The sequence below is a fragment of the Mesorhizobium sp. M00.F.Ca.ET.216.01.1.1 genome (assembly GCF_004010325.2).
In the GTDB taxonomy this organism is placed as follows: domain Bacteria; phylum Pseudomonadota; class Alphaproteobacteria; order Rhizobiales; family Rhizobiaceae; genus Mesorhizobium.
The window spans coordinates 47,798-73,097 of the sequence record NZ_SADR02000017.1 but is presented as its reverse complement, the minus strand read 5'-3'; the positions used below and the strand labels follow the sequence as shown (position 1 = coordinate 73,097).

The following is a 25,300-nucleotide window of genomic DNA, read 5'->3' as shown; positions in this document are numbered from 1 at the left end:
CCCGGGGGGACGAACCGGCGTAGGGTTTGGCCTCGCACGCCGTAGTTAAGAATGGTCCCGTCCTCCCGAGCCCTGTCCGCAGGATGCGGAATTCTGGTGCAGCCGTTATTTCGGCGACCGCATGTGAGCTTGAGCGCGCAGGTCGACTGCGACACGCGTTCCAATGAAGGGTTCGGACCTTGGATCCGAAACACCAGAGGAGAAAACGATGACCTGAAAATCCATATTGATCCAATCCTCCTCATGTGAGCCCTATGTCAAGCGCAACAAGAACGACGCGCGTGACGCCGAGGCCGGCTGCGAGGCGATGAGCCGGCCGACCATGAGCTTCGTGCCAATGAAGTCGGCTGAGGAGCAGGCCGGCCTGATGTTACTGGGAACCCGCGAGCGGCTGATCAACACCCGCACGCAGCTCTCCAACGCGATCCGCGGCCACGCGGCCGAGTTCGGCGTGATCGCGGCGCGGGGGCTGGACAAGATCGAGCCGCTGCTGGCACGCATCGCCGCCGATGAGAGCCTGCCGGATCTGGCACGGGCGCTGTTTGCGCTGTTGGGCGCAGAATATGCTCAGCTGCAAGTTCGGATCGAACGCGCCGAGACCGAGCTTGCGGCTTGGCGTCGTACGCATGCCGCCAGCCGGCGGCTGGCCAAGGTCCCATCGATCGGCCCGGTGGGCTCGGCGATGCTGGTGATGAAGACGCCGGATCCAGCGGCCTTCAAGTCGGGCCGCCAGTTCGCCGCCTGGGTCGGATTGACGCCGAAGGGTCATTCCACCGCCGGCCGACAGAGACTGGGCGTGATCAGTCGGGCCGGCGACGAGGCTCTGCGCAGCACCCTTGTGGTCGGGGCTACCGCCGTGATCCGCCAGGTGCGCGCCGGCCGGGCCGAGCCGTCGCCCTGGCTGGCTAGGCTGCTGGCGCGCAAGCCGCCCAAGCTGGCTGCCGTGGCCTTGGCCAACAAGGTCGCCCGCATTGCCTGGAAGATGATGCTCACCGGCGAAGACTATGACCCCAACCGACTGCTGCGGCCCGTGATGCAGCAAGTCTAGACCAAAATCACCCCGACCCGATCTGGATGATGTCGGACCTTGCAAGGAAACAGCAGATGGCGTGATCGATCGATCCCAAGCGCGAGACACTCCGAAGTGATCCATCGGGGCATAGACCCCGCCGGCATGTCTGGAACTCGCGCCGCGGAAACCATCTTGGCCAGCGGTCAAAACCCGCATCAACAGGCCGGACATATGGATGCAAGCGATCCGATCAGACCTGAGCCAAAACACCTTGCGAACAGGGGGCCGTCCACATATGGGTGCTGGTCGATCGTTCTGGCGATCAACGCGCGGCAATCGCGCCGAAGATGATGCCGGAGACGACGCTGACCAGCAGATAATCGTTACCGACGCGGATCCACTCCTGACCGGGGCCGGGACGGCGCAGGCCATAGTGGCGATAGTCGCGGATCGCCTGATGGCGCTTCCAGCTGGAATATCTTTGGCCGTTGCGCCAGTAATTCTTCTTCACCACGATCTTCTTCTTCACCACCACGTGCTTGCCAGGCTTCTGCCATTCGACCTGGCTGTAGGTCGACTGCGGTGCGCTCGGCGTATTCAGCGGCGCTGCCTGGCCCTGCGGGGACGTCGCGGCCAGCATCGAAAGGGCGACAGCAGAAAGAATAATGCGTTTCACGACGGGTACTCCTTGGTTGTCGATGCGCAACCAATAGAGCCCGAAGGATGAACCGAAACTGAACGTCAAGATTACGTTTTCATAATGATTTCCTATATTTAGAATACCTAATTCAACGCCATCCTCAAACCGGATGTGAAGCTGCTGCTGGCACTGGTCCGCGCAGCCATCCCCAAGCCGGCCGGCAATGCAACCATTTCGCGATCCATCCATTTCCGACACGCCCTGTCGCGGTCCAGGGCAGAATTTATTACCCGGCTAAAAGTAATCGGAGTAATGTCGGCTCCTGTAATGGTCATGATTCGCGCCCCCTTTTGCCCCCTTCGACGTCACGGCGCCCACGCCGCTGACACCTGCCGGGCTGCGAGCCTGACATGAGCGGGTCCGTGGTCCTGCTGCATCTTGCCGGCGCGGTCGCGCTGATGCTGTTTGCCACCCGCCTGGTCAAGACCGGCGTCGAGCGCGCCTATGGCGACGTACTGCGCCACAAACTGCGCGCCACTATGCGCAATCCGGTGATGGCTGTCCTGGCCGGCTGCGGACTGGCGATCGCGCTGCAAAGTTCGACCGCAGTTACCCTGCTGGTCGGCTCGTTCGCCGGCGCCGGCATCGTCAGCGGCATGTCGGGCCAGCTTGCCGTGCGCGGCGCCGAGATCGGCTCGGCACTGGTGGTGAAGCTGCTCACTTTCGATCTGTCGCTGCTGGTGCCGGTCTGTCTTGTCGCCGGAACGGTCATGTTCATGGCCACCGAACGGCGCGACTGGCGTCAGTTCGGCCGCATCCTGATCGGCATCGGCCTGCTGCTTTTGTCGCTGGAGATGATCGGCCAGGCATCCGAGCCGCTGCGCCAGAGCACGCTGATGCCGGTCATCGTCAACTATTTCTCCGGCGACCCGGTCACCGCCTATCTGCTGGCAGCGCTGGTCACCTGGCTGTTCCATTCCTCGATCGCCGCCGTGCTGCTGATGGTGACTCTGGCCGGCCGCGGCTTCATCCCGCCCGAACTCGGCATCGTGCTGGTGCTCGGCGTCAATCTCGGCTCGTCGATCATCGCGCCGCTGCTCACCCGCAATGCGGAGCCGGGAGCACGCATCGTGCCGGTCGGCAATCTCCTGATGCGCGGCATGGGCTCGCTGGTCATGCTGATCCTATTCCTGTCGTTCAAGCTACCCTTCGCTTTTCTTGGCGCCACCGTGCCCGACCAGATCGTCAATGCCCACATCCTCTTCAATGTGCTGATCCTGCTCGCCGGCCTGCCGCTGGCCGGGCTCGTCTACCGCGCTTCGGAAAAGATCGTGGCGCTCGGCACCAAGCCTGAGCCGGCCGAAGCGCTCGACGTGGTCGAGCTTTCTGCGCTCAATGAAAGCGCCCTCGACATGCCGAGCCAGGCGCTGGCCAACGCCACCCGCGAGGTAGTCCGTGTCTGCGAGACGGTCGAGATCATGCTGAAACGCATCATCGAGCTCTATGAGAGCGCCGACGCCGACAAGATCAAGGCGCTGGCCGCGCTCGACGACCGCGTCGACAAAAAGCACGCGGCGATAAAGCTCTATCTGGCCAAGGTCACCAAGAACCCGCTGAGCGAGGACGAAGCGCTGCGCTGCCAAGAACTGATCGGCGCCTGCGTCAAGCTCGAGCAGGTCGGCGACATCGTCGTGCGCAACATGCTGGTGCATGTCAGGAAGAAGCTCGAGCGCGGGCTGGAGTTCACGCCCGAAGGCTGGCGCGAGCTTAGCGCCTTCCACGCTTCGGTGCTCGCCAATGCACGGCTTGCCTTCAACGTGCTGGTCTCGCGCGATCCGGAGACCGCCCGCCAGCTGGTGCTGGAAAAGGACCGGCTGCGCGACCGCGAGAAGGAAACCAGCGCCAGTCATTTCGTGCGGCTGCGCGACGGTACGGCCAAGAGCGTCGAGACCAGTTCCATCCACCTCGACACCATTCGCGACCTGAAGCAGATCAACTCGCTGCTCGCCTCGATGGCTTATCCGGTGCTGGAGGAACGCGGCCTGCTCACCGGCTCGCGGCTAAAGGTCGGATAGGCTAGGTCCGCAGACCACGAGTGCCCGAACATCAGCGTGAGGAACGCTTCGAACCGACGCGGAAAATTAGTCTTTGCTCAGCCTCCCGTCTGTCGGCTAAAGGATCGGCTAAAATCCACCGGGAGGTAAAGTCGATGGATACCCATTCGCGCAGCTTCGCCAAGGCACTTTCCTGGCGCGTCACCGGTACCATCGACACGATGATCATTTCGCTCGTCGTGACGGGAAGCATCAAGCTCGCCGCGACCATCGGCTTCACCGAAGTCATCACCAAGTCGCTGCTTTATTACGCTCACGAGCGCGCGTGGCTGAAAATTCCTTATGGACGCAAGACAGGCGCGTAGCAGCCCGACGTTTCGACCACGTCATAGGGTCCGCGACCTAAATCCGATGAAGAAAACCTAAAGCGGCGCCGACAATTTCTGGATTGCCCGCAGCTTCCGGCTATGATTTGAGGCCTTCTCATTCGAGGATCGCTTCCCGCCCCATGCTGCCTCTCATTGCCCTGTTCATCGCCGCCTTCGCCTTCGGCACCACCGAGTTCGTCATTGCCGGCGTGCTGCCGCAAGTGGCCGGCGGGCTGGGCGTCTCGATCCCCACCGCTGGCTATCTCGTTTCCGGTTACGCCGGCGGCATCGCGATCGGTGGCCCTTTGCTGGCGCTTGCCACCAAGTGGCTTTCCCTCAAGGCCTTGCTGCTTGGCCTTGCCACAGCCTTCACCATCGGCCAGGCCGCCTGCGCGCTCGCACCCGACTTTGCATCGATGTTGCTGTTGCGCATTGCTGTCGCCGTAGCGCACGGCGCCTATTTCGGCGTCGCCATGGTGGTGGCTGTCGGCCTGGCCCGCGAGGACCAGCGCGGAATGGCGGTGGCGCTCATCCTGTCCGGCCTCACGGTCTCCAATGTCGTCGGCGTGCCTGCCGGCACGGCGATCGGCAACATTTGGGGGTGGCGCGCGACATTCTGGGTGATGTGTGCGCTCGGCGTGGTTGCCATCGCCTCCATAGCTGCGCTGGTGCCGCGCACGACGAGGTCGTCGAATGGGTCCGTCAGTTTTGGCCGCGAGGTCCGCGTGCTCGCACGCCAGCAGGTCTGGACGTCGCTCATCATCATGCTGATGCTGATGATCGGCCAGTTCGGGCTGTTCACCTACATCACGCCGACGCTGCTTGAAGTCACCGGCCTCGACGAGGGTTGGGTACCCTGGGTGCTCCTGCTCAACGGTGTCGGCGCAACGATCGGCGTCTTCGTCGGCGGACGGCTCGCCGACTGGAAGCTGATGCCGTCGCTCATCACCATGCTTGCCCTGCAGGCGGTGATGCTGGCCGTCATCTATGCGGTCAGCCCCTACCCGGTGCCGATGGTGATGGCGATTACCGTCTGGGGCGGCCTTAACTTTGCCATCGGCACGCCGATCCAGACCCGCATCCTGACCTGGACCGCGGACGCGTCTAACCTCGCGTCCTCGCTCATTCCCTCGGGCTTCAATGTCGGCATCGCGCTGGCCGCGTCTGTGGGCGCCACCATGCTAAATGCCGGCTACGGCTATCGAAGCCTGCCCGTGGTTGGCGCGATGGCTATGCTGGTTGCCGTGGCAGTTGCGCTTGCCTCGCATGTCTGGGAATGGCGCATCAGGGCGACGCCGCCATTGCCGGCCGCCGCCGAATAGGCGCTCGGGGGGGGGGGAACGTCACGCCTTACAAATCGATCCGGTAGCGCAACCTTTCCGCCTCGCCATAGGCGGCGTCTTCGAAGAATCGCTTGATGAACCGGCCGCCATTGGCCAGCACCACCTTCTGCGAGGGCAGATTGTCCGGCTTGCAGGTGATCTCGACGAAGGGCAGTCCGATGGCCCTCGCCTCGCCGAGCATCAGCCGCAGCGCCTCGGTCGCATAGCCGCGCCACCGCTTCCACGGCACCACCGCATAGCCGATATGGCCGAGCACATGCGGCGGCAAGGCCGCGGTGCCGGGCTGCCAGCGGATGCCGATGGAGCCGGCGGCTTCACCGTCCCAGATCCAGCGCCGGAACCCCGGCAGCCGCGGCACTTTCGTCCCGTCGGGCAAGGTGATTGACGGCCCCTTGCCCTCGGGGTCGTCCAGGTCGGCAAGGAACGCCGCCGGATCGTTTTCGATTGCCGCAAGCTGCTCGCGCGTCGCTGCAAGCAGCCGCACATTGTCCGGCGACCAGCCGCGCTCCAGCGCGGCCTTGTAGGACGGCAGATGTTCTAGCGCCGGTTTGACGAGTTCGACCATGATGTAAAACCGATCCGCGGCGGTAAGGAAAATCCCTACTGCAGCAACCCCTTGACGATACCGCCCGCCTTGGCGAAATCCATCTGGCCGGCATATTTCTCCTTCAGCGCCGCCATCACCTTGCCCATGTCCTTCTGGCTGGCCGCACCGGTCGAGGCGATCGCCTCGCGCGCCGCGGCAAGCACGGCGGCCTCGTCCAGTTGCGTCGGCAGGAAGTCGCGGATAATGGCCATCTCGTCGCGCTCCTGCGCCGCGAGCTCCGGCCGCTTGCCGTCGTCGTAAGCCTTGGCTGACTCCTCGCGCTGCTTCACCATCTTGGCCAGGATCTGCAGGATCTCGTCGTCGCTGGTCGGTCCCTTGCCGGCGCCGCGATTGGCGATGTCGCGGTCGTGGATGGCGGCCTGGATCAGCCTGAGCGTCGGCAGCCGGCGCTTGTCTTGCGCCTTCATCGCGCTCTTCAGGGACTCGGCGATTTTTCCGCGCATGATGCATTCTCCTTAGATTGCCGGGGACAATAACCGCGTCGAAAGCCCAACGCAAATTCGATGGCATCCGGCAAATCACTGATATTGCTCGATGAAATAAATCGACACGGTGCGGTGCGGCGTCATTGACCGCTTTTGCGCCTTCCCCTATGTACTGGGCCTTGCATGAACTGAGTTCCGACTGTGCGCGGAGGCTGCGAAATCGCTGCTTCGCGCCATTTGCTGCGCAGAATGGCCCGCCGGGCCGGATGACGGGCGCAGCCTTTAGGAGTGCCGCCATGGCAACGATGACCGCCCCTTGGGCCACCGAAAAGCCGACCGCCCTGCTGGTGCTGGCAGACGGCACCGTCATCGAGGGCCGCGGCCTTGGCGCCACTGGCTCGGCCGTCGCCGAGGTCTGCTTCAACACCGCGCTGACCGGCTATCAGGAAATCCTCACCGACCCGTCCTATGCCGGCCAGATCGTCACCTTCACCTTCCCGCATATCGGCAATATCGGCACCAATAACGAGGACATCGAGGATCTCAATCCGGCTGCCCGCGCCGGCGCCGTCGGTGCCGTGTTCAAGGCCGATGTCACCAACCCTTCGAGTTATCGCGCCGCCGGCCACCTCGACCAATGGCTGAGGAGGCGCGGCATCGTCGCGCTGTCGGGCATCGACACCAGAGCGCTGACCGCACTGATCCGCGAAAAGGGCATGCCCAACGCTGTCATTGCGCACGCTCCCGACGGCGTGTTCGACATCGACGACCTGAAGCGCCGCGCCGCCGCGTGGTCCGGCCTGGTCGGGCTTGATCTGGCCAAGGACGTCACCTCCGGCCAGTGCTCCGTCTGGCGCGAGACGCCCTGGGTCTGGGATGAAGGTTTTGGCGAACAGGACGAACCGTCCATGCACGTCGTTGCCATCGACTATGGCGTCAAGCGCAACATCTTGCGCCTGCTTGCCGGGCTTGGCGCCAAGGTCACCGTGGTGCCGGCCAGGACGGACGCCGAAGAGATCCTCGCCATGCGGCCCGACGGCATCTTTCTCTCCAATGGCCCCGGCGATCCAGAAGCCACCGGCGACTATGCCGTTCCGGTCATCCAGGACCTGTTGAAGACCGGTATCCCGGTGTTCGGCATCTGCCTTGGCCACCAGATGCTGGCGCTGGCGTTGGGCGGCAAGACCACGAAGATGCATCAGGGCCATCACGGCGCCAACCATCCGGTGAAGGACCACACCACCGGCAAGGTCGAGATCGTCTCGATGAACCATGGCTTTGCGGTCGATGCCGACTCGTTGCCGAATGGCGTCGAGGAAACCCATGTCTCGCTGTTCGACGGCTCGAACTGCGGTATCGCGCTGACCGGTCGGCCAGTGTTTTCGGTCCAGCACCACCCCGAGGCATCACCCGGCCCGCAGGATTCGCACTATCTGTTCCGCCGCTTCGTCAATCTGATCCGCGAAAAGCGCGGCGAACCGGCGCTGGCCGAGCGCGCCTAAAGCGCGTCGCCCAAAAGTGCGCAGAGGTTTTGGGACAACGACATACGCGAAAACAAAACTTAAAGCGCGTCGCCAGGAGTCGTTCGAACGCGACGCGCTTTAGTTAGATCAGTGGAAAAGGGCCGACAGCGGCCTTCAGCTTTCGGCGCTCCGCGAGGCTCAAATCGCGTCAGTCACCGCCTCCTGCGCATGCATACGCTCGACTTCCTTCGGTGTCGGCTTGGCCACCTTCGTGACGAAGACGATGAGCGCCAGCGCGAGGAAAATCGCGCCGAGCAGGTAAGGGGCCCCGCCGAACTCCACCGGCGCGTCCGGACCCGTGAACCAGGAAAAGATCGCCGTATAAAGCAGCGGGGTGATGATCGAGGTGATCGAGAAGATCGATGTCATTGCGCCCTGGAGTTCGCCTTGCGCAGAGGGCGGCACTTTGGCGGCGGCGAGACTTCTCAGCGGCGGGTCGGCCAGCGCTTCCAGGCAGCCGGCGACAATCACCGCATAGATCATCCAGCCTTGCCACGCGAAGGCGTAGCCGAAAGCGCTGAGTGCCGTGAAAGCCAGGCCGATTGCCGCCGTCTTCCACTCGCCGAGCCTGGGGATCACACGCGGCAGGACTGTCGCCATGACGATCGCCCCGCACAGGCCGAAGGCGCCGAGCGAGAAGCCGATCTGCTGTTCGTTCCACCCATAGCGATAATTGGAGACGAACGACCACACCGCCGGATACATCATGTGCCCAAGCGTCATCAGGAAGAACACAAGCCCGATCCAGCCGATGCCTTGATAGTTGCGCATCTGGATGAGCGTGCCGACAGGATTCGCGCGTTTCCACTCGAAGCGGCGGCGGTGCTTGTCGTCCAGCGTTTCCGGCAAGAAAAACAGTGCGATCAGGAAGTTTACGAGAGCAAGCCCGGCGGCGAAGTAGAATGGCACGCGAGGCCCGAACGTGCCGAGCAACCCACCCAGAACCGGCCCGATGACGAAGCCGACGCCAAAAGCGATGCCGAGCAGGCCGAAATTCTTCGCCCGATTCTCGTCGGTCGAGATGTCGGCGATGAAGGCGGACGTCGTCGAATAGCTGGCGCCGGAAATGCCGGCCAGCACGCGCCCGATGAACAGCATCGGGTAGGACCAGGCCACTGCGCAGATCAGGTTGTCGATAGAGAAGGTGAGCACGGAGGCGAGCAGGATCGGCCGCCGTCCGAAGCGGTCGCTCAACCCGCCGATGACGGGTGCGAAGAAGAACTGCATCGCCGCGTAGACGAAGAACAGCCAGCCGCCTTCGATCGCCGCCTCGCTGACGCTGGCGCCTGTCAATTCCCTGAGATAGGACGGCAGCACCGGCATGATGATGCCGAAGCCGATGATGTCGAGCAGCAGCGTGGTGAAAACGAGCGCAAGGCCCCGCTTGGCGATTTTGGGGTCGATCATTGTGGGGTCAGCTCCTCAGGCCGCCCTTGGAGCGAAGGCGGGGTGCACGTTATAGGCGAGCTTGCCACCCGGAACAATAAGCGAACGACAGCAACTGCCTCATCCTGACATCAGTTGCCGCAGCGACCGAACCTTGATCGCCGTAGGAGGAAAAGAGCCGGATGCGATGCCTCAGACGGGATTGTTCAAAGTGTCGCAATCCGAAAGCTTGCCGCTCTTGTAGCCGCGCGCCAGCCAGGTCTGCCGCTGCTGCGAAGTGCCGTGGTTGAAGCTTTCCGGCACGACATAGCCTTGCATCTTCTTCTGCAGCGTGTCATCGCCGATCTGCTTGGCGGCGTTCAGCGCCTCTTCCATGTCGCCCTGTTCCAGAATGCCCTTCTGCCCGGTGAAATGCGCCCACACACCGGCGAAGCAGTCGGCCTGAAGTTCGATCCGCACCGACATCTGATTGGCTTCGGCCTCGCCCATTTGCTGCCGCATCTGGTTGAACTTTGGCAGGATGCCGGTGATGTTCTGCACGTGGTGGCCGACCTCATGCGCGATCACATAGGCCTGGGCGAAATCGCCGGAGGCGCCGAACTGCTGATCGAGCTGCTGGAAGAAGGTGGTGTCGAGATAGACCTTGTGGTCGCCGGGGCAGTAGAACGGCCCGGCCGCCGAAGAGGCAAAACCGCAGGCCGAGCGGATCTGCCCGCTGAACAGAACCAGCTTCGGATCCTCGTAGGAAAGGCCATTGGCCTGGAAGATGCCGGTCCAGGTGTCCTCGGTCTCGGCCAGCACCGTCGAAACGAACTGCTTCATCTCGTCGGACGCGGGCGCGCCGGTGCCGCCGCCCTGTTCGCCACTGTTGTCGGTGATCTGGCCGCCGTTGTCGCCCAGGATTTGCGAAGGGTCGAAGCCGAAGTACCACCCCGCGAGGAAAATCAAGCCTACAATGACGATGCCCGAAATGCCGCCGCCACCGGCACGTCCACCGACCGGGATGCGGAACTGGCCGGGCCCGCCGCCGGATGGGTTGAACCCGCCACCGCTGTCGCTGCGCTGATCCTCGACATTGTCACTCTGCCGGCGGCCCTTCCAGAGCATGATAACCCCTCGTGATGCACGTTTCCGCGTGATCGGGCCGTGCTTCGGCTCGCTCGAACCCGACAATAATTATCGCAAATTATCGCAACGGTTGCGCCAAGTCACAGCATTTTTCGCGTCGAACGCGTTGCTGGCATGGCGACTTCACGGCCCTGGCTGGAACCCAGCTCCGTCTCGCCGATCAAATGTCCCAGTGGATGTTTGCAGCTTGAACCCGCGAGAGTAAAGCAACTAGCGTGCCGTAGTCATCGCCTTGCGGAAGGCCTCGAGCGTCTCGGCGCTGACATGGTGTTCGATGCCCTCGGCATCGATGCGCGCCGTCTCGGCACTGACGCCGAGCGAGCGCAGGAAGGCTTCCACCGTCTGGTGGCGAATGCGGCTCTCTTCCGCGACCTTGCGGCCGGCCTCGGTCAGGAACACGCCACGGTAAGGCTTTCTCGAAACCAGCCCATCGGCGCACAGCCGCGTCAGCATCTTGGCGACCGTCGGCTGGGCGACGCCGAGCCGAGCTGCGATATCGACCTGTCGCGCCTCGTTGCCGTCCTCGATCAGGTCGGCGATCAGCTCGACATAGTCTTCGACGAGTGCGCTGCGACGCGCTTCGCGCGTCTGCCGAAATCCCTCCGAATGAATTTCGGCATCCGGAAGCGGCTTTTCGCGTCGAACTGGTCTGTTCCTCAGCGCCAACACGCGCTCCTCCTGGGCCGCCCGAAATCTGAATCGGCCTGCAGTCATAGCACGGACCCGAATGTTCTGGCCGTTTATTTGCATTCCGCAGCGGGCGCAACCAGCGTTTGCGATCACTCCTTTTCGCATCGGTCAGGCTAATACCGCAAAAAGCACAAACAATGAAATATAGCATATTGCATAATGTTGAGCCCCGGCATAGATAGGGTAGCAACATCGACCTATCCAGCGGAAAGCCTTCATGTCCGACGCCGAAGCAACAGCAGTATCCCGGTCCGCGTGGCGGTTTGCCCGCCCGGAGGACGACGACGAGCCCAGCCTGCGCGAAGTCAACGCGTCGATCGCTGTACCGCATGCCGGTATCTGGTTCCGCCGGCTGTTCGCCTTCATGGGACCCGGCTACATGGTTTCGGTCGGCTATATGGACCCGGGCAACTGGGCGACCGACCTCGCCGGCGGTGCCCAGTTTGGCTACACGCTGTTGTTTATCATCATGCTGTCGAACCTGATGGCGATCCTGCTGCAGGCGCTCGCCGCCAGGCTTGGCATAGCCACCGGCCGTGACCTCGCCCAGGCCTGCCGTGCCTACTACCCGCGGCCGGTCAATCTGGTGCTGTGGATCGCCTGCGAGCTGGCGATCATCGCCTGTGACCTTGCCGAAGTCATCGGCACGGCGATTGCGTTGCAGCTGCTATTCGGCATACCGCTGATCGGCGGCGCCATCATCACCGCCCTCGACGCCTTCCTGCTGCTTCTGCTCATGAACAGGGGCTTCCGTTTCCTTGAAGCCTTCATCATCGCGTTGCTGATCATCATCTTCGGCTGCTTCGCCGTCCAGATCTTTGCCGCCGCACCGCCGGTCGGCTCGATCCTGCACTCGATGTTCGTACCGTCCTCGGAAATCGTCACCAACCCGGCCATGCTCTATGTTGCCATCGGCATCATCGGCGCCACGGTGATGCCGCACAATCTCTATCTGCACTCCTCGATCGTGCAGACCCGCAACTATGCGCGCACCGACGAAGGCAAGCGCGACGCCATCAAATGGGCAACCACCGACTCGACCATCGCCCTGATGCTGGCGCTTTTCGTCAACGCCTCCATCCTGATCGTGTCTGCGGTCGCCTTCCACGATACCGGCCATCATGGTGTCGGCGAGATCGGCCAGGCCTTCGAGCTGCTATCGCCGCTGCTCGGCCTCGGCATCGCCTCGATCCTGTTCGCGGTGGCGCTGCTTGCTTCCGGTCTGAACTCGACGGTTACGGCAACGCTCGCCGGCCAGATCGTGATGGAAGGTTTCCTGCGCCTGCGTATCCCGCAATGGGCACGCCGTCTGGTGACGCGCGGCATCGCCATCATTCCGGTGGTGGTGGTCACCGCGCTCTATGGCGAAAAGGGCACCGGCCAGCTCCTCGTCTTCAGCCAGGTGATCCTGTCAATGCAGCTCCCCTTCGCGGTGGTGCCGCTGGTGCAGTTCGTGTCGGACAAGCGCAAGATGGGCAGCCTTGCCATCCCCCCGGGTGTCGCCGTGCTCGCATGGGTGGTCGCCGCCATTATCCTGGTGCTCAACTTCAAGCTGCTCTACGACACTGTTGCTGGTTTCGGCTGAGTTTCTTCCGTCCAATGGTTCGCGGCGCTGCTGAGCGCCTCTTATAACCGACACGACAAATCAATCTGCGCTATCTTGCCGTGCCATGACGCAGATCGTCGAAGCCCGAAAGTTCTACGCACGGCTGATGGCTGCCCATGCAGGCTCGGCCGATCCGCGTCTCGAAGAGATTTTTGCAGCAGTGCCGCGCGAGGCCTTTCTCGGCCCCGGGCCGTGGACGGTCATCGCCGGCAATGGCGTGGTTAAAACGCCGAGCGCCGATCCGGTTCACATCTATCAGAATGTTCTGGTGACGCTCGATGCCGACAAGGGCATCAACAACGGCGAACCGTTCCTGCACGCCATGTGGATCGGCAAGATCGCTCCCAGACCGGATGAGGCGGTGACCCATATCGGAGCCGGCACCGGCTACTACACCGCTGTGCTGGCAAGACTGGTTTCGCCGGGTCCCGTCACTGCCTTCGAACTGGAGGCCGATCTTGCAGCACGCGCCCTGCAAAATCTCGAGGCCTATGGCAATGTGACCGTCACCCATGGCGATGCTGTCGCAAACGACCTGCCGCCTTCCGACATCATCTATGTCAATGCCGGTGTCGTCGCACCTCCTGCCAAGTGGCTCAAGGCGCTGAAGCCCGGCGGCCGCATGGTCTTCCCCTGGCGTCCGGCCGAGCGCGTCGGCATGGCCGTGATGGTGACCCGCACTGAACGGGGCTTTGCCTGCAGTCCGTTCATGCGCTCGTGGTTCATCCCTTGCGTCGGCGCGTCGGTCGCAGGCCCGGCGGCGAAACTGCCCGACCGCGAAAAGGCGGCGCGCAGCCGCTCGATCTGGCTGACTGCCGACAAGGCTCCGGACCGCACCGCCACTGCCGTCATCGGCGAGGTCTGGTTCTCGTCGCGCAGTGTCGACGGCGCCAAGCGGCGGCCATGAAGTCGCGAGGCCAGAGCATGCCGTGCCTGCTGCTCGTCTGCGACCGGCGGCGGAAATTTTCCGGCCGCTGTCGGACAGAGGTCCGCTCATGCGTCCTCTGGCCGAAATCCGGCCCCAACGGTGCGGATAATGCAAAGGGAGCATGTCAATGAGCAAGATCATCGCCGCAACATTCGTCAGCCTCGACGGCGTCATGCAGGCGCCTGGTGGGCCGGAAGAGGACCCTGTCGGCGGCTTCGAATTCGGTGGCTGGACGTTCCATTACTGGGACGACGTGATGGGCGCCTTTATGGGCGAGACGTTCTCAAAACCCTTCGCGCTGCTTCTCGGCCGCAAGACCTACGACATCTTCGCGGCACATTGGCCGTATCAGAAGAGCAGCCCGATTGCCGACAGCTTCAATGCGGCCACCAAATATGTGGCGACGCACAGGCCCGATACACTGTCCTGGCAAAACAGCCAGCCGCTCGGCAGTGACGTCGTGGCGGCGTTGCGCAAGCTCAAGCAGCAGGACGGCCCGGACCTGCTCATCCAGGGATCGAGCGAACTGATCCAGACCTTGCTTGCCAATGACCTGATCGACGAGATCAGCTTGCTGATCTTCCCGCTGGTGCTGGGCAAGGGCAAGCGGCTGTTTGGCAACGGGACGCTGCCCGCCGCCGCCTTCAAGCTGACCCGTTCGCAGGCGTCGAGCACCGGCGTCCTCATGGCAACCTATGAACGCTCCGGCGACATCCGCACCGGCTCCTTCGCTCCGGAACAGCCTTCGGAGGCTGAGATCGAGAGACGTCGGACCTGGAAGTAGACGGCGCGCCGCCGCGCAAGCGATCAGCGACGGCTGGATACCGGCCGTCTGCTCTCTGATCAGGCCGCCTGTTGCCGCCGTGCCAACCCCTCGCGGATGTGAGCCGCAAACTCCCGCGCGGCGGGCCCGACGCCATGCCTCGGCAGATGCAGATTGATCGAGAAATTCGGCAAGGCCGGCAATTCGGGATCGGCAGACAGTATGTCGAGGTCGGCGGGCACCGTGGACGCCAGCCAGGTGGTGACGGCCAGATCCGACCGGACCGTCGCCGTCGTCGCATCGATGTTGCCGTTTTCGAACACGGTTCGCCATTCCGGCCCGTGCTCGTTGAGCGCCGCTAGCACCGCTGGGCGGAACGCGCAGGTGTCGGCGACTATCGAAACCGGCAACGGGCGCTTGCGGCGGGCGACACCGCCTTTTGCGCCGACCCAGACCAGCCGGTCTATGACAAGACATTCGCCGGCCGACGGACCAACCCGTTCCTCGATGATGGCAAGATCTATGGTTCCGGCCACCAAGGCCGCGACAAGCTCGGGCGACGAAGCGCAGACCAGTGATATCTCGACCTGCGGATAGGTCCCGGCATAGGCCTTCAAAACAGGCTCGAGCATGGTGCCGACAAGGTCGTACGGTACACCGAGCCGCACCTTACCTGCAACGGCATTGCTCGCCATCTCGGCCCAGATCTCGTCATTGAGGCTGAGCAGGCGCTTGCCCTTGCCGAGCAGCCGTTCGCCGGATCGGGTCAGCCGCAATCCACGCCGGTCACGCTCGAATAGGCCGCAGCCGAGAACCTCCTCCAGCCGCTTGATTTGCTGGCTGACGGCGCCCTGCGTCAGATGCAGCGCGTTCGCCGCCGCCGTCATGCTGGCCTTGTCGGCGACCGTGATGAAGGTTCGGATCAAGGCCGTGTCGAGATTGCGGGTCATGATCGACATTATAGCTTTTAATGCCAACCATCACAAACATTGCATTTACTGATATTTAGCGGCGCTTAGCATGCTGGCTCTCAACCGAGGAAGCAGCATGCTCGAGCCTGTCTTTCCGCTTGTCCTGTTTGCGCTGGTGTCCACCGCCACGCCCGGCATGGCCACGACCTTGTCGACGGCGTCAGGCGCGCAGTTCGGCTTTCGCCGCTCCATCCCGCTGATGGCCGGCAGCGCCGCCGGCCTGGCTTCGGTGGCGGCGGCAGGTGCTGCCGGGCTCGCAGGCCTGCTAGCCGCCGCCCCGTCGCTGCAACTGGCTATGAAAATGACCGGATCGCTCTACCTGATCTGGCTCGCTCTCAAGATCGGCCGCAGCCGCCCGCCCAAACTGGACGTGGCCATGGCAAGGCCGAATAGCTTCTTTGGCGGCGCCGGCCTGCAGTGGATGAATCCAAAAGGCTGGGCCATGGGGCTGGGCGCCGCGGCCTCGTTTGCAGCGCTTGCCGACGGACCCATGCAGCTTGCCCTCTTGCTCGGCGCGGTCTTTGGTCTGGCAGCCGCGGTATCGCTGTCGCTTTGGTGTGTAGCCGGCACCCTGCTCGCCCGGCTGTTTAGAACCGAGCGGCAGTGGCGCGTGCTCAACACCGTGCTTGGCCTGCTGCTCGCTGCCTCGATCATTCCGATGTGGCGGACGGCATAGATGCCACCCGCCACACTTCCGTTCAGGCGGCGCAGAACTTGCGTTCACGCGGCGTAGCGCGCTGCCGGCTTGCCGGCCAGAAGGCTGCCGAAGAAACCTTGCCGAGCGCCAAGATAGGTCTCCAATCCGGCCGCGTCGGAGAGACCTGGCGCGGTGACGGGTTCGCCCCTGGCCAGGCCAACAAGTGCTGCATCGACCAGATCGTCGGCCGTCATGACGATCTCTTGCGGAATGTTGGCAATGTCGCTTCCGGCAACTTCCCAGAATTCGGTCCGCGTGGCTCCCGGCAGCACAACCTGCACGGCCACCTTGCTGTCAGCGACTTCGCGCTGCAGAGCTTCGGTAAAGTTGACGACGTAAGCCTTGGTGCCGCTATAGATGCCGCCGAACGAGGTGTCGAAGGCGAGCACTGAGGCGATGTTGACGATGGCGCCGCGGTTGCGCGCAATCAGGTCAGGCAGCACGGCGAGCGTCAACCGCGTCAAAGCCACGACATTGACCTTGATCATGCGTTCGACCGCGTCGGCGTCGGCGTCGGCCGTTGCCACCACCTGCTGGCCGCCAAAGCCGGCATTGTTGACCAGCAGCGTCACGCTGTCGTCGGCGGCGATCGCCTGTTCGACCCGGCGCAGATCGCCGTCGTCGGAGAGATCGGCGCTGATCACCCGACCGTGCGTCCGTACTTGGAGCGGAGCTTGCCCGCCAGTTCCTCCAGCCGGTCGGCGCGCCGCGCCACTAGCACTAGGTTGTAGCCCTGGCCAGCCAGCCGGTCGGCGTAGATGGCGCCGATGCCCGATGAGGCGCCGGTGACGACCGCGGTACCCTTGTTGTCCTGTGTGCTCATTGTCCTGATCCTTCTGTTTTCGATCAATTTTGCTCGATCCTGGCTATCGGCGGTGGGCAAACGCCCTCGCCTCGCGAAAAGCATTCGATCTTTAGTGGTATATGCCACCATGGAGACATAGGCATATGCCACCATCTTGTCAATCTGCAGCGCAAAGACTATTTCTGGCGGGAGCCGAACGATGCCGTTCGTCCTCCACGGAATCGCCATGCCGCAGGATGCCTTCACCGCCCTGAGCCTTTGCAACAACGCGACACTGCGGCGCGCGACGCGCAAGCTCGGCCAGCTCTATGACGATGTGCTCGCTGCCTCGGGCCTGAAGGCCACCCAGCAAGGCCTGCTCTACCAGATCCATGTCGGCGAAGAGCCGGCGATGGGCGCCATTGCCACAGCCCTGGTCATGGACTTGTCGGCGCTCGGCCATACACTGAAGCCGCTGATCCGCGACGGTTTTGTCGAGACCTTCGCCGACAGCAATGACCGCCGCATCAAGCGCGTGCGGCTGACGCCGTTGGGCAGGCAGAAGCTCGAGGAGGCGATGAAGCTCTGGCGCGTCGCCCAGCAGCGTTTCGAGGACATGGTCGGCAAGGAGCAGGCAGCAAGCCTGCGCGCGGCACTCGATCGCATCGCTGCGCTGGATTTTGACCTGCCGCCGGCCGCGCCCTGAAAGCCTCAGCAGCCAGCAGCAAACGTTTGCAAACGGTCCCTATTCGGCTGGCATGGCGACCAGCCGCGCCGCCCAGCGGCCGGCCAGCACGACGCCCAGTCCCACGATCGGGAATACCGCCGCGACCATGCCAAGATCGGCCGGTGCGCCATAGCGCAGCACCGCAGCGCCGACCCCAGCGCCCAGCGCCACGCCGAGATAGAGTGCCGAAGCGTTCAGCGACAGCACGATGGGCGCGGCATCGGGCGCCAGCTTGATGATGCGGCTGGCCTGTGCCGGCGGGAATGCCCAGCCGACGATACCCCACGGCACCATCATGGCCATCAGCGCCGGCCCGGCGATCTCGCGCGGCAGGAACGTCGGGATGAGCGAAAACGTCATCAGCATCGCCGCGCTCAGCGCCAGCGACCAGCAAACGGTGCGCGTCGCGCCGAAACGGTCGGCGGCCTGCCCGCCGCCGATGTTGCCGATGACCGCGCCAACGCCGAAGGCGAGCAGCATTCCGGGTAGCGCGATGGGGTTCAGCCCGCCACCTTCGATGGCGAGCGGCGCGACAAAGGCAAAGACGGTGAAGGCGCCGATCAGCGCCAGGATCGTCGTCACCAGAATTGGCATGACGCCGGGGCGAAGTGCTGCCGCCAGCCGCATCCGGAGCGGCAGCCTGGTGCCGACGATACCGCGCGGCAGCCGGTACCACAGGATCGCGCCGGCCAGCGCGCCGAGACCGGCAATGGCGAAGAAGGTGCCGCGCCAACCGGCGATGGCCGCGACAAGCGCGCCGAGCGGCGCGCCGACCGCCACCGCCACCGTGGTGCCGCCGACGACGACAGCAATGGCGCGGGCGCGGTGATGATCATCGACAAGCGCCACGGCCGTTCCTTGCGCGGTCGCCGCGAACAGGCCTGACGACAGCGCCATGACGATGCGCGCGATCAGCAGCAGTTCGAAGGAGGAACTTAGCGCCGCCGCCAGATTGCCGAGCACGAAGAACGCCATCGTCCACAGGATGACGCGGCGCCGGTCCCACTCGCCGGTCAGCGTCGCCAGGATCGGCGTGCCGATCGCATAGGCGAGCGCGAAAGCGGTGATCAGCGAGCCTGCCAGCGGAACGGAGATGGCGGCATCCCTCGCGATGTCGGGCAGCAGGCTGGAAATGACAAAGCCTTCGGTCGAAATCGTGAACGATCCGAGCGCAAGCCAGATGAGGCGCTTGTCCATGGCAAAGTTCCTTAGTTCAAAAGTTATTGAACAATTGGACATAACAGGGCATGATGTCAATGAAGCCGTTGGAAAATAACCGAGCCATCCTGACAGCCCTGTGTCAGGACAGGCCGGCGGCACCGAAGAAACCGCATGCGCCCGCGGGAGGACGAGGAGGAGGAGATGCGTTGAAATCGGCCCCGATTGTGCTTAATTCCCAAGCATGACCCTGCCCCATCCCACCGCGGACCAGATCAGCCTGCCGAACGTGCTTGCCGTGCTCGGCGACCCGACGCGGCTGGCCATCGTCCGCTATCTCGCCAGCAAGGAGGGTGTGCCGCTGAATTGCGGCCAGTTCCTCGATCTCGGCTCGAAGACCAATCTCAGCTATCATTTGGCCAAGTTGCGCGAGACCGGCATCACCCGCACCGAGGTGGTCGGCACCAGCCGGCTGATCACGCTGCGCCGCGACGACCTCGACCGCCGCTTCCCCGGCCTGCTCGACAGCATTATTGCCGCGGCCGGCGAGGATACCGCGTTGCCCACGGTCGGCGCCCCCGAGATCGAGGTTCGCGCCTAGCGTTACGGCGCCGGAACCGCCAATCGGAACGCGAGCCCCTCAGAACTTGGGTTCCTCGCCCCACGGAAGTCGGGGAGAGGTGGCTCGGCGAAGCCGAGACGGAGAGGCCTTGACGCACACTAATCGTTCAAAGAAATTCGATTCCTCGGCGCGCCGCTTGCGGAAAGCCCCTCTCCGACCGCTTTGCGGCCACTTCTCCCCCGCTTCGCGGCCAATTCTCCCCCGCTTCGCAGGGGCGAGGAAACGCTGCCTCACCAACGGAGCCTCTCATGCGCATTGCCATCCTCGCTGATATCCACGGCAATGTCCTAGCGCTGGAGGCCGTGCTCGACGATCTGCGGCAGCGCGGCGGAGCCGATCTCGTCGTCAATCTCGGCGATTGCGTTTCCGGCCCGCTCTGGCCGCGCGAGACGATGGAGCGGCTGCAGGGGCTCGACCTGCCGACGGTGCGCGGCAACCACGACCGCCGCGTCGCCCGCGACCCGCTCGATGACGCCATGTGGCCTTCCGACCGCTACGCGCATGACCGGCTGACACCGGCGCAGCGCGAGGCGCTGTTCGCCCTGCCCGTTACGCTGGAGGTCGCTCCCGGCGTGGTCGCCTTCCACGCCCGGCCCGACCACGACGAAAAATATCTGAACGAAACGATAGCCGATGGCCGGCTGGTGCGTGCGCCGCTGGCCGCCATCACGCGGCGGCTGAAAGCGCTCGACCCCGCATGCCGCATCGCGTTCTGCGGCCACAGCCACCGCAGCGGACTGATCCACATTCCCGATGGTCCCGTCATCTTCAATCCCGGCAGCATCGGTTGTCCCGCCTATGACGACTCAACCCCGCCGGCGCATGTCTCAGAGCAAGGCTCTCCCCATGCGCGCTATGGCATCGTCGAATTCGGCGAACCGGGCCGCCCCGACCGCTTCGAGGCCATCGCCATCGACTACGACCACGAGGCGGCGGCGCGGCAGGCCGAGCAAGTGGAGCGGCCGGAATGGGCCCACGCGCTGCGCACCGGCTTCATGCCAGGCTGAACGAAGTTCATGCCGCAAGCCGGCTGCATTTTCGGGGTGACATAACGCCACGCCGTTCCCTATAAACCCGGCGTGGCATGCGGTGGCGCTTTATGCTTGGCCGTATCCTCGGCAATGCAATCGATCGCCCACGGCCAGGTGATGAGGCGCACAATTACGTTCCGAACGACGCTGCACACGCTGATTGCCGCTTCGCTGATGCTTACGGCGTTGCCGGCCGAAGCCGAGGAAGCGCCGGCTGCCATCGTCTCCATCGTGACCGGCCTCGCTCCAGGCGATCTCCTCAACGTCCGTGCCACGGCATCGGCCATCGGCAAGGTCGAAGCGCGGCTGCCGGGTGGCACCAGCGTGAAAAATCTCGGCTGCAACGACATCAACGGCCATCCGTGGTGCAAGGTCGAAGAGATCGGCAATCCGCAAATGAGCGGATGGGCTCCCGCGCGCTACCTCGAGCCCATCAACCCCCAGCCAGTAGGCGACGCGGAGGGCCCTGCGAACGCGGATCAGCCGCCGCCCGACCTGACAGCGCGCCTGGGCGGAACCGAAACCACGCTGCCATCCGCTGATGCAATCGGCAGGACCGCCATCGAAGATGCTTACCGCCTGGCGTTGGCGGCCACGGCAAACCGGTCGAGCGGAGAGACAGATGGACCGGCACCCGGTGCCGCCGGCGAGATCCCTTGCGCACGCTATGTCGGCCAGCCAATGGGCCGCTGCCAGGCAAGTGTCGTGCACACGGGTGGCGACAGCGCCGTGACCGTGACCTGGCCCGATGGCGGCACGCGCGTCATCAGCTTTTCCGCCGGCCTGCCGGCCGGTTCGGATGCGCCCGGCGAATTCCGCTTCACCCGCGAGGGCAGCCTGAACATGATTCGTGTCGGCGTTTCCGAACGCTTCGAGATTACCGACGCCCAGGTATTGGGAGAATAGCGCTGGGAGATTAGCTCTCCGAGCTTCGCATGAAGCCGCATTTTCGGGGTTACATCGGGCAAAACTCTTCCCTATAAGGCCCTCCTAGCCTGATACCAGAATCGCGAGCACAACCGGCCGGGTCTTCCCGTCCCGGTTTTTCGTGCAAGCCGCCCGCCGGGGAATTCTTAGACGATGCCAAGACGCACCGACATCAAGTCGATCCTGATCATCGGGGCCGGCCCTATCGTCATCGGTCAGGCTTGCGAGTTCGACTATTCCGGCACCCAGGCCTGCAAGGCGCTGAAGGAAGAGGGTTTCCGCGTTATCCTGGTCAATTCCAATCCGGCCACCATCATGACCGACCCGGAGTTGGCCGACGCCACCTATATCGAGCCGATCACGCCGGAGGTGGTGGCCAAGATCATCGCCAAGGAGCGGCCCGACGCGCTGCTGCCGACCATGGGCGGCCAGACCGCGCTCAACACCGCATTGTCGCTGCGCCGCATGGGCGTGCTCGACCGCTACAATGTCGAGATGATTGGCGCCGACGCGCACGCCATCGACAAGGCCGAGGACCGGGCGCTGTTTCGCGAGGCGATGAACAAGATCGGGCTGGAAACGCCGAAGTCGATGCTGGCCAACGCCACCGACGTCAAGAACGCCGACCGCAAGACGCACGAGGCCGAACGTGCGGCGCTCAAGGCCGAGAAGCCGGAGAATCTCGATACCGCGCTCGACGCGCTGGAAACGCGCTGGAACCTTGGCGAGGGCGACCGCAAGCAGCGCTACATCAGCCACGCCATGGCAATCGCCGCGCAGGCGCTCGACCATGTCGGCTTGCCGGCCATCATCCGCCCGTCCTTCACCATGGGCGGCACTGGCGGCGGCATCGCCTACAACCGTGCCGAATTCTTCGAGATCGTCCAGTCCGGCCTCGACGCGTCGCCGACCACCGAAGTGCTGATCGAGGAAAGCGTGCTCGGCTGGAAGGAGTACGAGATGGAGGTTGTCCGCGACAAGGCCGACAACTGCATCATCATCTGCTCGATCGAGAACATCGACCCGATGGGCGTGCATACCGGCGACAGTATCACCGTCGCCCCGGCGCTGACGCTGACCGACAAAGAGTATCAGATGATGCGCAACGCCTCGATTGCGGTGCTGCGCGAGATCGGCGTCGAGACCGGCGGCTCCAACGTGCAGTTCGCCGTTAACCCGGCCGACGGCAGGCTGGTGGTGATTGAGATGAACCCGCGCGTCTCGCGTTCGTCGGCACTGGCCTCCAAGGCGACCGGTTTTCCGATCGCCAAGATCGCGGCAAAGCTCGCCGTCGGCTACACGCTGGACGAGCTTGAGAACGACATTACCGGCGGTGCGACGCCGGCCTCCTTCGAGCCCAGCATCGACTACGTCGTCACCAAGATCCCGCGCTTTGCCTTCGAAAAGTTCCCCGGCGCCGAGCCGGTGCTGACCACGGCGATGAAGTCGGTCGGCGAGGTCATGGCCATCGGTCGCACCTTCCAGGAATCGCTGCAGAAGGCGCTGCGTGGACTGGAGACGGGACTGACAGGCCTCGACGAGATCGAGATCCCCGGCCTCGCTCACGGCGCGGCCAATCATGCCGACGACCGCAACGCCATCCGCGCAGCACTGGGCACCCCAACACCGGACCGGCTGCGCATGGTCGCACAGGCGATCCGCATGGGCACCTCGCTGGAAGACGTGCACACCATGTGCAAGATCGACCCGTGGTTCCTCGAACAGATCGCCGGCATCCTTGCCATGGAAGATCGCATTCGCGAACACGGCATCCCCGAGGATGCGACCAATTTGCGCATGCTGAAGGCCATGGGTTTCTCCGATGCTCGTCTCGCGTCCCTGGTCAGGAAAGACGTGGAAGAGATCCAGAAGGCTCGCGAAAAGCTCGACGTTCATCCGGTTTATAAACGCATCGACACCTGCGCCGCCGAGTTCGCCTCGCCCACCGCCTACATGTATTCGACCTATGAGGCGCCCTTTGCCGGCAGCCTCGCCAATGAGGCGCAAGTGTCGTCGCGAAGGAAGGTCGTCATCCTCGGCGGCGGCCCCAACCGCATCGGCCAGGGCATCGAGTTCGACTATTGCTGCTGCCACGCGGCGTTTGCGCTGCGCGAAGCCGGCTTCGAGGCGATCATGGTCAACTGCAACCCCGAGACCGTGTCGACCGACTACGACACATCCGACAGGCTCTATTTCGACCCGCTGACGCCGGAGGATGTGCTGGAGATCCTGCGCGCCGAGCAGGCCTCGGGCGAGCTGGTCGGCGTCATCGTCCAGTTCGGCGGCCAGACGCCGCTGAAGCTGGCCGATGCGCTGGAGAAGGCCGGCATCCCGATCCTCGGCACCTCGCCCGACATGATCGATCTCGCCGAGGACCGCGACCGCTTCCAGAAGCTGCTGCACAAGCTCGGCCTGACCCAGCCGAAGAATGGCATTGCCTATTCGGTCGAGCAGGCCCGCCTCATCGCCGGCGAGCTCGGCTTCCCGCTGGTGGTGCGCCCATCCTATGTGCTCGGTGGCCGCGCCATGCAGATCATCCACGACGAGAGCATGCTGCAGTCCTACCTGCTCGACACCGTGCCCGGCCTGGTGCCGGAGGACATCAAGCAGAAATACCCCAACGACAAGACCGGTCAGATCAACACGCTGTTGGGCAAGAACCCGCTTTTGTTCGACACCTATCTCTCCGGCGCCATCGAAGTCGACGTCGACTGCCTTAGCGACGGCAAGGTGACCTTCGTCTCCGGCATTTTGGAGCATATCGAAGAGGCCGGTATTCACTCCGGCGACAGCGCCTGCTCGCTGCCGGTGCACTCGCTGCCTTCAGAGCTCGTCGACGAGCTGGAGCGCCAGACGGCAGCCCTTGCCCGCGCGCTCGATGTCGGCGGTCTGATGAACGTGCAATATGCGATCAAGGACGGCACCGTCTATGTGCTGGAGGTCAACCCGCGTGCGTCGCGCACCGTGCCCTTCGTCGCCAAGACCATCGGCCGCCCCATCGCGAAAATTGCCGCCCGCATAATGGCCGGCGAGAAACTGAAAGACGCCTTCGCCCATTACGGCGCCATGCCCGATCCACGCAATCCCGGCCACATCGCGGTCAAGGAAGCGGTGTTCCCCTTCGCCCGCTTCCCCGGCGTCGACATCTTGCTCGGCCCGGAAATGCGCTCGACCGGCGAGGTCATGGGCCTCGACCGCGATTTTGCATTGGCCTTCGCCAAGAGCCAGCTCGGCGCCGGCGTCGACCTGCCGCGCTCCGGCACGCTGTTCGTCTCGGTGCGTGACGAGGACAAGAAGGGCATATTGCCGGCGGTCAAGCGCCTGGCCGGCCAGGGCTTCAAGGTAATGGCTACCTCGGGCACCGCGCGCTTCCTCGCCGAGAACGGCGTCGTCGCCGAAAAAATCAACAAGGTGCTAGAAGGCCGCCCGCATATCGAGGACGCCATCCGCAACCGCCAGGTGCAGATCGTCTTCAACACGACGGACGGCCAGAAGGCGGTGTCGGACTCAAAATCGCTGCGCCGCGCCACGCTGATGCAGAAAGTGCCTTACTACACGACGCTCTCCGGTGCGGCGGCCGTCGCGGAAGCCATCGCGGCACTGAGGGCCGGGTCGCTGGAAGTGCGCCCGCTACAAGAGTATTTCGCCTAGACGATTAGCCAATCTCCCCCCAAGCGGGGGAGATGGCCGGCAGGCCAGAGGGGGGCTGTCCCGCCAATGTTGCGGTCCTGCGACCGCCTCGCTCGGCGCTCACGCGTGGATCCCCACCTTTTCCCGCAAATGAGAAGGCACACGCCAAGGTGACGCAGAAAGTGCCTCTCTACGCGACACTCTCGAGCGCCTCCGCCGCGGCAGAAGCCATCATTGGAAGTTGCTGCCCTTCAAGGACTACTGTTGAATACAAGAGTTG

The 25,300-nt window shown here is 63.9% G+C and carries 21 protein-coding genes and 2 pseudogenes; 14 read left to right on the top strand and 9 right to left on the bottom strand.

The genetic code is table 11. From position 1 onward, the window contains the following. Window positions 1–247: 247 nt before the first annotated feature. A pseudogene (locus tag EN859_RS21585) lies at window positions 248–1,006 on the top strand (IS110 family transposase); the annotation flags it as partial. A 328-nt stretch (window positions 1,007–1,334) separates the two neighbouring features. On the opposite strand, the gene EN859_RS40540 reads toward EN859_RS21585, so the two are convergent. Further along, window positions 1,335–1,688 carry an RcnB family protein gene (locus EN859_RS40540; RefSeq protein ID WP_127854834.1) on the bottom strand — a complete coding sequence of 118 codons (354 nt, stop codon included), beginning with the start codon at window positions 1,686–1,688 and terminating at the stop codon, window positions 1,335–1,337. A 374-nt stretch (window positions 1,689–2,062) separates the two neighbouring features. Between EN859_RS40540 and EN859_RS21575 the strand changes: the two genes are divergently transcribed. From EN859_RS21575 to EN859_RS21565, 3 genes are all read left to right on the top strand, one after another. Beyond that, window positions 2,063–3,727 carry a Na/Pi cotransporter family protein gene (locus EN859_RS21575; RefSeq protein WP_127854771.1) on the top strand — a complete coding sequence of 555 codons (1,665 nt, stop codon included), beginning with the start codon at window positions 2,063–2,065 and terminating at the stop codon, window positions 3,725–3,727. Between the two features lie 134 nt (window positions 3,728–3,861). Then, complete coding sequence (locus tag EN859_RS21570) at window positions 3,862–4,071, top strand: DUF2061 domain-containing protein (protein ID WP_127854770.1); 210 nt, start codon at window positions 3,862–3,864, stop codon at window positions 4,069–4,071. 143 nt (window positions 4,072–4,214) lie between these two features. Beyond that, window positions 4,215–5,396: an MFS transporter gene (locus EN859_RS21565; protein ID WP_127854769.1), complete on the top strand. Its 1,182-nt coding sequence runs from the start codon at window positions 4,215–4,217 to the stop codon at window positions 5,394–5,396. Window positions 5,397–5,424: 28 nt separating this feature from the next. On the opposite strand, the gene EN859_RS21560 is transcribed toward EN859_RS21565, so the two are convergent. Both EN859_RS21560 and EN859_RS21555 read right to left on the bottom strand, forming a co-directional pair. Beyond that, the gene (locus EN859_RS21560) at window positions 5,425–5,982 is read right to left on the bottom strand and encodes a GNAT family N-acetyltransferase (protein WP_127854768.1); all 558 of its coding nucleotides are present in this window, start codon (window positions 5,980–5,982) and stop codon (window positions 5,425–5,427) included. A gap of 35 nt (window positions 5,983–6,017) precedes the next feature. Then, window positions 6,018–6,467: a GatB/YqeY domain-containing protein gene (locus tag EN859_RS21555; protein ID WP_127854767.1), complete on the bottom strand. Its 450-nt coding sequence runs from the start codon at window positions 6,465–6,467 to the stop codon at window positions 6,018–6,020. Window positions 6,468–6,745: 278 nt separating this feature from the next. Here EN859_RS21555 and carA point away from each other — a divergent pair, with 278 nt between their 5' ends. Next, on the top strand, window positions 6,746–7,951 hold the full coding sequence (carA, locus tag EN859_RS21550) for a glutamine-hydrolyzing carbamoyl-phosphate synthase small subunit (protein WP_127854766.1): 1,206 nt from the start codon (window positions 6,746–6,748) through the stop codon (window positions 7,949–7,951). Between the two features lie 159 nt (window positions 7,952–8,110). On the opposite strand, the gene EN859_RS21545 is transcribed toward carA, so the two are convergent. From EN859_RS21545 to mntR, 3 genes are all read right to left on the bottom strand, one after another. Next, complete coding sequence (locus tag EN859_RS21545) at window positions 8,111–9,379, bottom strand: TCR/Tet family MFS transporter (RefSeq protein ID WP_127854765.1); 1,269 nt, start codon at window positions 9,377–9,379, stop codon at window positions 8,111–8,113. A 171-nt stretch (window positions 9,380–9,550) separates the two neighbouring features. Continuing rightward, window positions 9,551–10,465, bottom strand: a complete 915-nt coding sequence (locus EN859_RS21540) for a neutral zinc metallopeptidase (RefSeq protein ID WP_127854764.1) — start codon at window positions 10,463–10,465, stop codon at window positions 9,551–9,553. A 231-nt stretch (window positions 10,466–10,696) separates the two neighbouring features. After that, window positions 10,697–11,152: a manganese-binding transcriptional regulator MntR gene (mntR, locus tag EN859_RS21535; RefSeq protein ID WP_189502142.1), complete on the bottom strand. Its 456-nt coding sequence runs from the start codon at window positions 11,150–11,152 to the stop codon at window positions 10,697–10,699. Window positions 11,153–11,393: 241 nt separating this feature from the next. Between mntR and EN859_RS21530 the strand changes: the two genes are divergently transcribed. From EN859_RS21530 to EN859_RS21520, 3 genes are all read left to right on the top strand, one after another. Continuing rightward, window positions 11,394–12,761: an Nramp family divalent metal transporter gene (locus EN859_RS21530; protein ID WP_127854762.1), complete on the top strand. Its 1,368-nt coding sequence runs from the start codon at window positions 11,394–11,396 to the stop codon at window positions 12,759–12,761. 85 nt (window positions 12,762–12,846) lie between these two features. Continuing rightward, window positions 12,847–13,689, top strand: coding sequence for a protein-L-isoaspartate O-methyltransferase (locus EN859_RS21525; RefSeq protein ID WP_127854761.1), 843 nt, complete (start codon window positions 12,847–12,849; stop codon window positions 13,687–13,689). A 148-nt stretch (window positions 13,690–13,837) separates the two neighbouring features. Next, window positions 13,838–14,494, top strand: coding sequence for a dihydrofolate reductase family protein (locus EN859_RS21520; protein WP_127854760.1), 657 nt, complete (start codon window positions 13,838–13,840; stop codon window positions 14,492–14,494). Between the two features lie 59 nt (window positions 14,495–14,553). On the opposite strand, the gene EN859_RS21515 is transcribed toward EN859_RS21520, so the two are convergent. Continuing rightward, window positions 14,554–15,423: a LysR family transcriptional regulator gene (locus EN859_RS21515; protein ID WP_127854833.1), complete on the bottom strand. Its 870-nt coding sequence runs from the start codon at window positions 15,421–15,423 to the stop codon at window positions 14,554–14,556. Window positions 15,424–15,520: 97 nt separating this feature from the next. On the opposite strand from EN859_RS21515, the gene EN859_RS21510 reads away from it, so the two are divergent. Continuing rightward, on the top strand, window positions 15,521–16,120 hold the full coding sequence (locus EN859_RS21510; RefSeq protein WP_127854759.1) for a LysE family translocator: 600 nt from the start codon (window positions 15,521–15,523) through the stop codon (window positions 16,118–16,120). A gap of 44 nt (window positions 16,121–16,164) precedes the next feature. On the opposite strand, the pseudogene EN859_RS21505 reads toward EN859_RS21510, so the two are convergent. Then, window positions 16,165–16,964, bottom strand: a pseudogene (locus EN859_RS21505) (SDR family oxidoreductase). Between the two features lie 208 nt (window positions 16,965–17,172). On the opposite strand from EN859_RS21505, the gene EN859_RS21500 reads away from it, so the two are divergent. Further along, window positions 17,173–17,631 carry a MarR family winged helix-turn-helix transcriptional regulator gene (locus EN859_RS21500; protein ID WP_127854832.1) on the top strand — a complete coding sequence of 153 codons (459 nt, stop codon included), beginning with the start codon at window positions 17,173–17,175 and terminating at the stop codon, window positions 17,629–17,631. A 39-nt stretch (window positions 17,632–17,670) separates the two neighbouring features. Here EN859_RS21500 and EN859_RS21495 read toward each other — a convergent pair whose 3' ends face one another. Further along, on the bottom strand, window positions 17,671–18,849 hold the full coding sequence (locus EN859_RS21495) for an MFS transporter (protein ID WP_127854758.1): 1,179 nt from the start codon (window positions 18,847–18,849) through the stop codon (window positions 17,671–17,673). Window positions 18,850–19,054: 205 nt separating this feature from the next. Here EN859_RS21495 and EN859_RS21490 point away from each other — a divergent pair, with 205 nt between their 5' ends. From EN859_RS21490 to carB, 4 genes are all read left to right on the top strand, one after another. Then, window positions 19,055–19,411: a helix-turn-helix transcriptional regulator gene (locus EN859_RS21490; protein WP_127854757.1), complete on the top strand. Its 357-nt coding sequence runs from the start codon at window positions 19,055–19,057 to the stop codon at window positions 19,409–19,411. Window positions 19,412–19,680: 269 nt separating this feature from the next. After that, a complete protein-coding gene (locus EN859_RS21485) occupies window positions 19,681–20,439 on the top strand; it encodes a metallophosphoesterase family protein (protein WP_127854756.1) in 759 nt (252 codons plus the stop codon). 210 nt (window positions 20,440–20,649) lie between these two features. After that, window positions 20,650–21,369, top strand: a complete 720-nt coding sequence (locus EN859_RS21480) for an SH3 domain-containing protein (RefSeq protein WP_348632938.1) — start codon at window positions 20,650–20,652, stop codon at window positions 21,367–21,369. Between the two features lie 174 nt (window positions 21,370–21,543). Continuing rightward, window positions 21,544–25,041 (top strand): carbamoyl-phosphate synthase large subunit, encoded by a 3,498-nt coding sequence (carB, locus tag EN859_RS21475; RefSeq protein ID WP_127854754.1) that lies wholly within the window; start codon window positions 21,544–21,546, stop codon window positions 25,039–25,041. Window positions 25,042–25,300 lie beyond the last annotated feature (259 nt).

Coding starts and splice junctions, on each gene's coding strand:
- EN859_RS21575 (WP_127854771.1), top strand. CDS start 2,063: ATGAGCGGGTCCGTGGTCCTGCTGCATCTTGCCGGCGCGGTCGCGCTG.
- EN859_RS21570 (WP_127854770.1), top strand. CDS start 3,862: ATGGATACCCATTCGCGCAGCTTCGCCAAGGCACTTTCCTGGCGCGTC.
- EN859_RS21565 (WP_127854769.1), top strand. CDS start 4,215: ATGCTGCCTCTCATTGCCCTGTTCATCGCCGCCTTCGCCTTCGGCACC.
- EN859_RS21560 (WP_127854768.1), bottom strand. CDS start 5,982: ATGGTCGAACTCGTCAAACCGGCGCTAGAACATCTGCCGTCCTACAAG.
- EN859_RS21555 (WP_127854767.1), bottom strand. CDS start 6,467: ATGCGCGGAAAAATCGCCGAGTCCCTGAAGAGCGCGATGAAGGCGCAA.
- carA (WP_127854766.1), top strand. CDS start 6,746: ATGGCAACGATGACCGCCCCTTGGGCCACCGAAAAGCCGACCGCCCTG.
- EN859_RS21545 (WP_127854765.1), bottom strand. CDS start 9,379: ATGATCGACCCCAAAATCGCCAAGCGGGGCCTTGCGCTCGTTTTCACC.
- EN859_RS21540 (WP_127854764.1), bottom strand. CDS start 10,465: ATGCTCTGGAAGGGCCGCCGGCAGAGTGACAATGTCGAGGATCAGCGC.
- EN859_RS21530 (WP_127854762.1), top strand. CDS start 11,394: ATGTCCGACGCCGAAGCAACAGCAGTATCCCGGTCCGCGTGGCGGTTT.
- EN859_RS21525 (WP_127854761.1), top strand. CDS start 12,847: ATGACGCAGATCGTCGAAGCCCGAAAGTTCTACGCACGGCTGATGGCT.
- EN859_RS21520 (WP_127854760.1), top strand. CDS start 13,838: ATGAGCAAGATCATCGCCGCAACATTCGTCAGCCTCGACGGCGTCATG.
- EN859_RS21515 (WP_127854833.1), bottom strand. CDS start 15,423: ATGACCCGCAATCTCGACACGGCCTTGATCCGAACCTTCATCACGGTC.
- EN859_RS21510 (WP_127854759.1), top strand. CDS start 15,521: ATGCTCGAGCCTGTCTTTCCGCTTGTCCTGTTTGCGCTGGTGTCCACC.
- EN859_RS21500 (WP_127854832.1), top strand. CDS start 17,173: ATGCCGCAGGATGCCTTCACCGCCCTGAGCCTTTGCAACAACGCGACA.
- EN859_RS21495 (WP_127854758.1), bottom strand. CDS start 18,849: ATGGACAAGCGCCTCATCTGGCTTGCGCTCGGATCGTTCACGATTTCG.
- EN859_RS21490 (WP_127854757.1), top strand. CDS start 19,055: ATGACCCTGCCCCATCCCACCGCGGACCAGATCAGCCTGCCGAACGTG.
- EN859_RS21485 (WP_127854756.1), top strand. CDS start 19,681: ATGCGCATTGCCATCCTCGCTGATATCCACGGCAATGTCCTAGCGCTG.
- carB (WP_127854754.1), top strand. CDS start 21,544: ATGCCAAGACGCACCGACATCAAGTCGATCCTGATCATCGGGGCCGGC.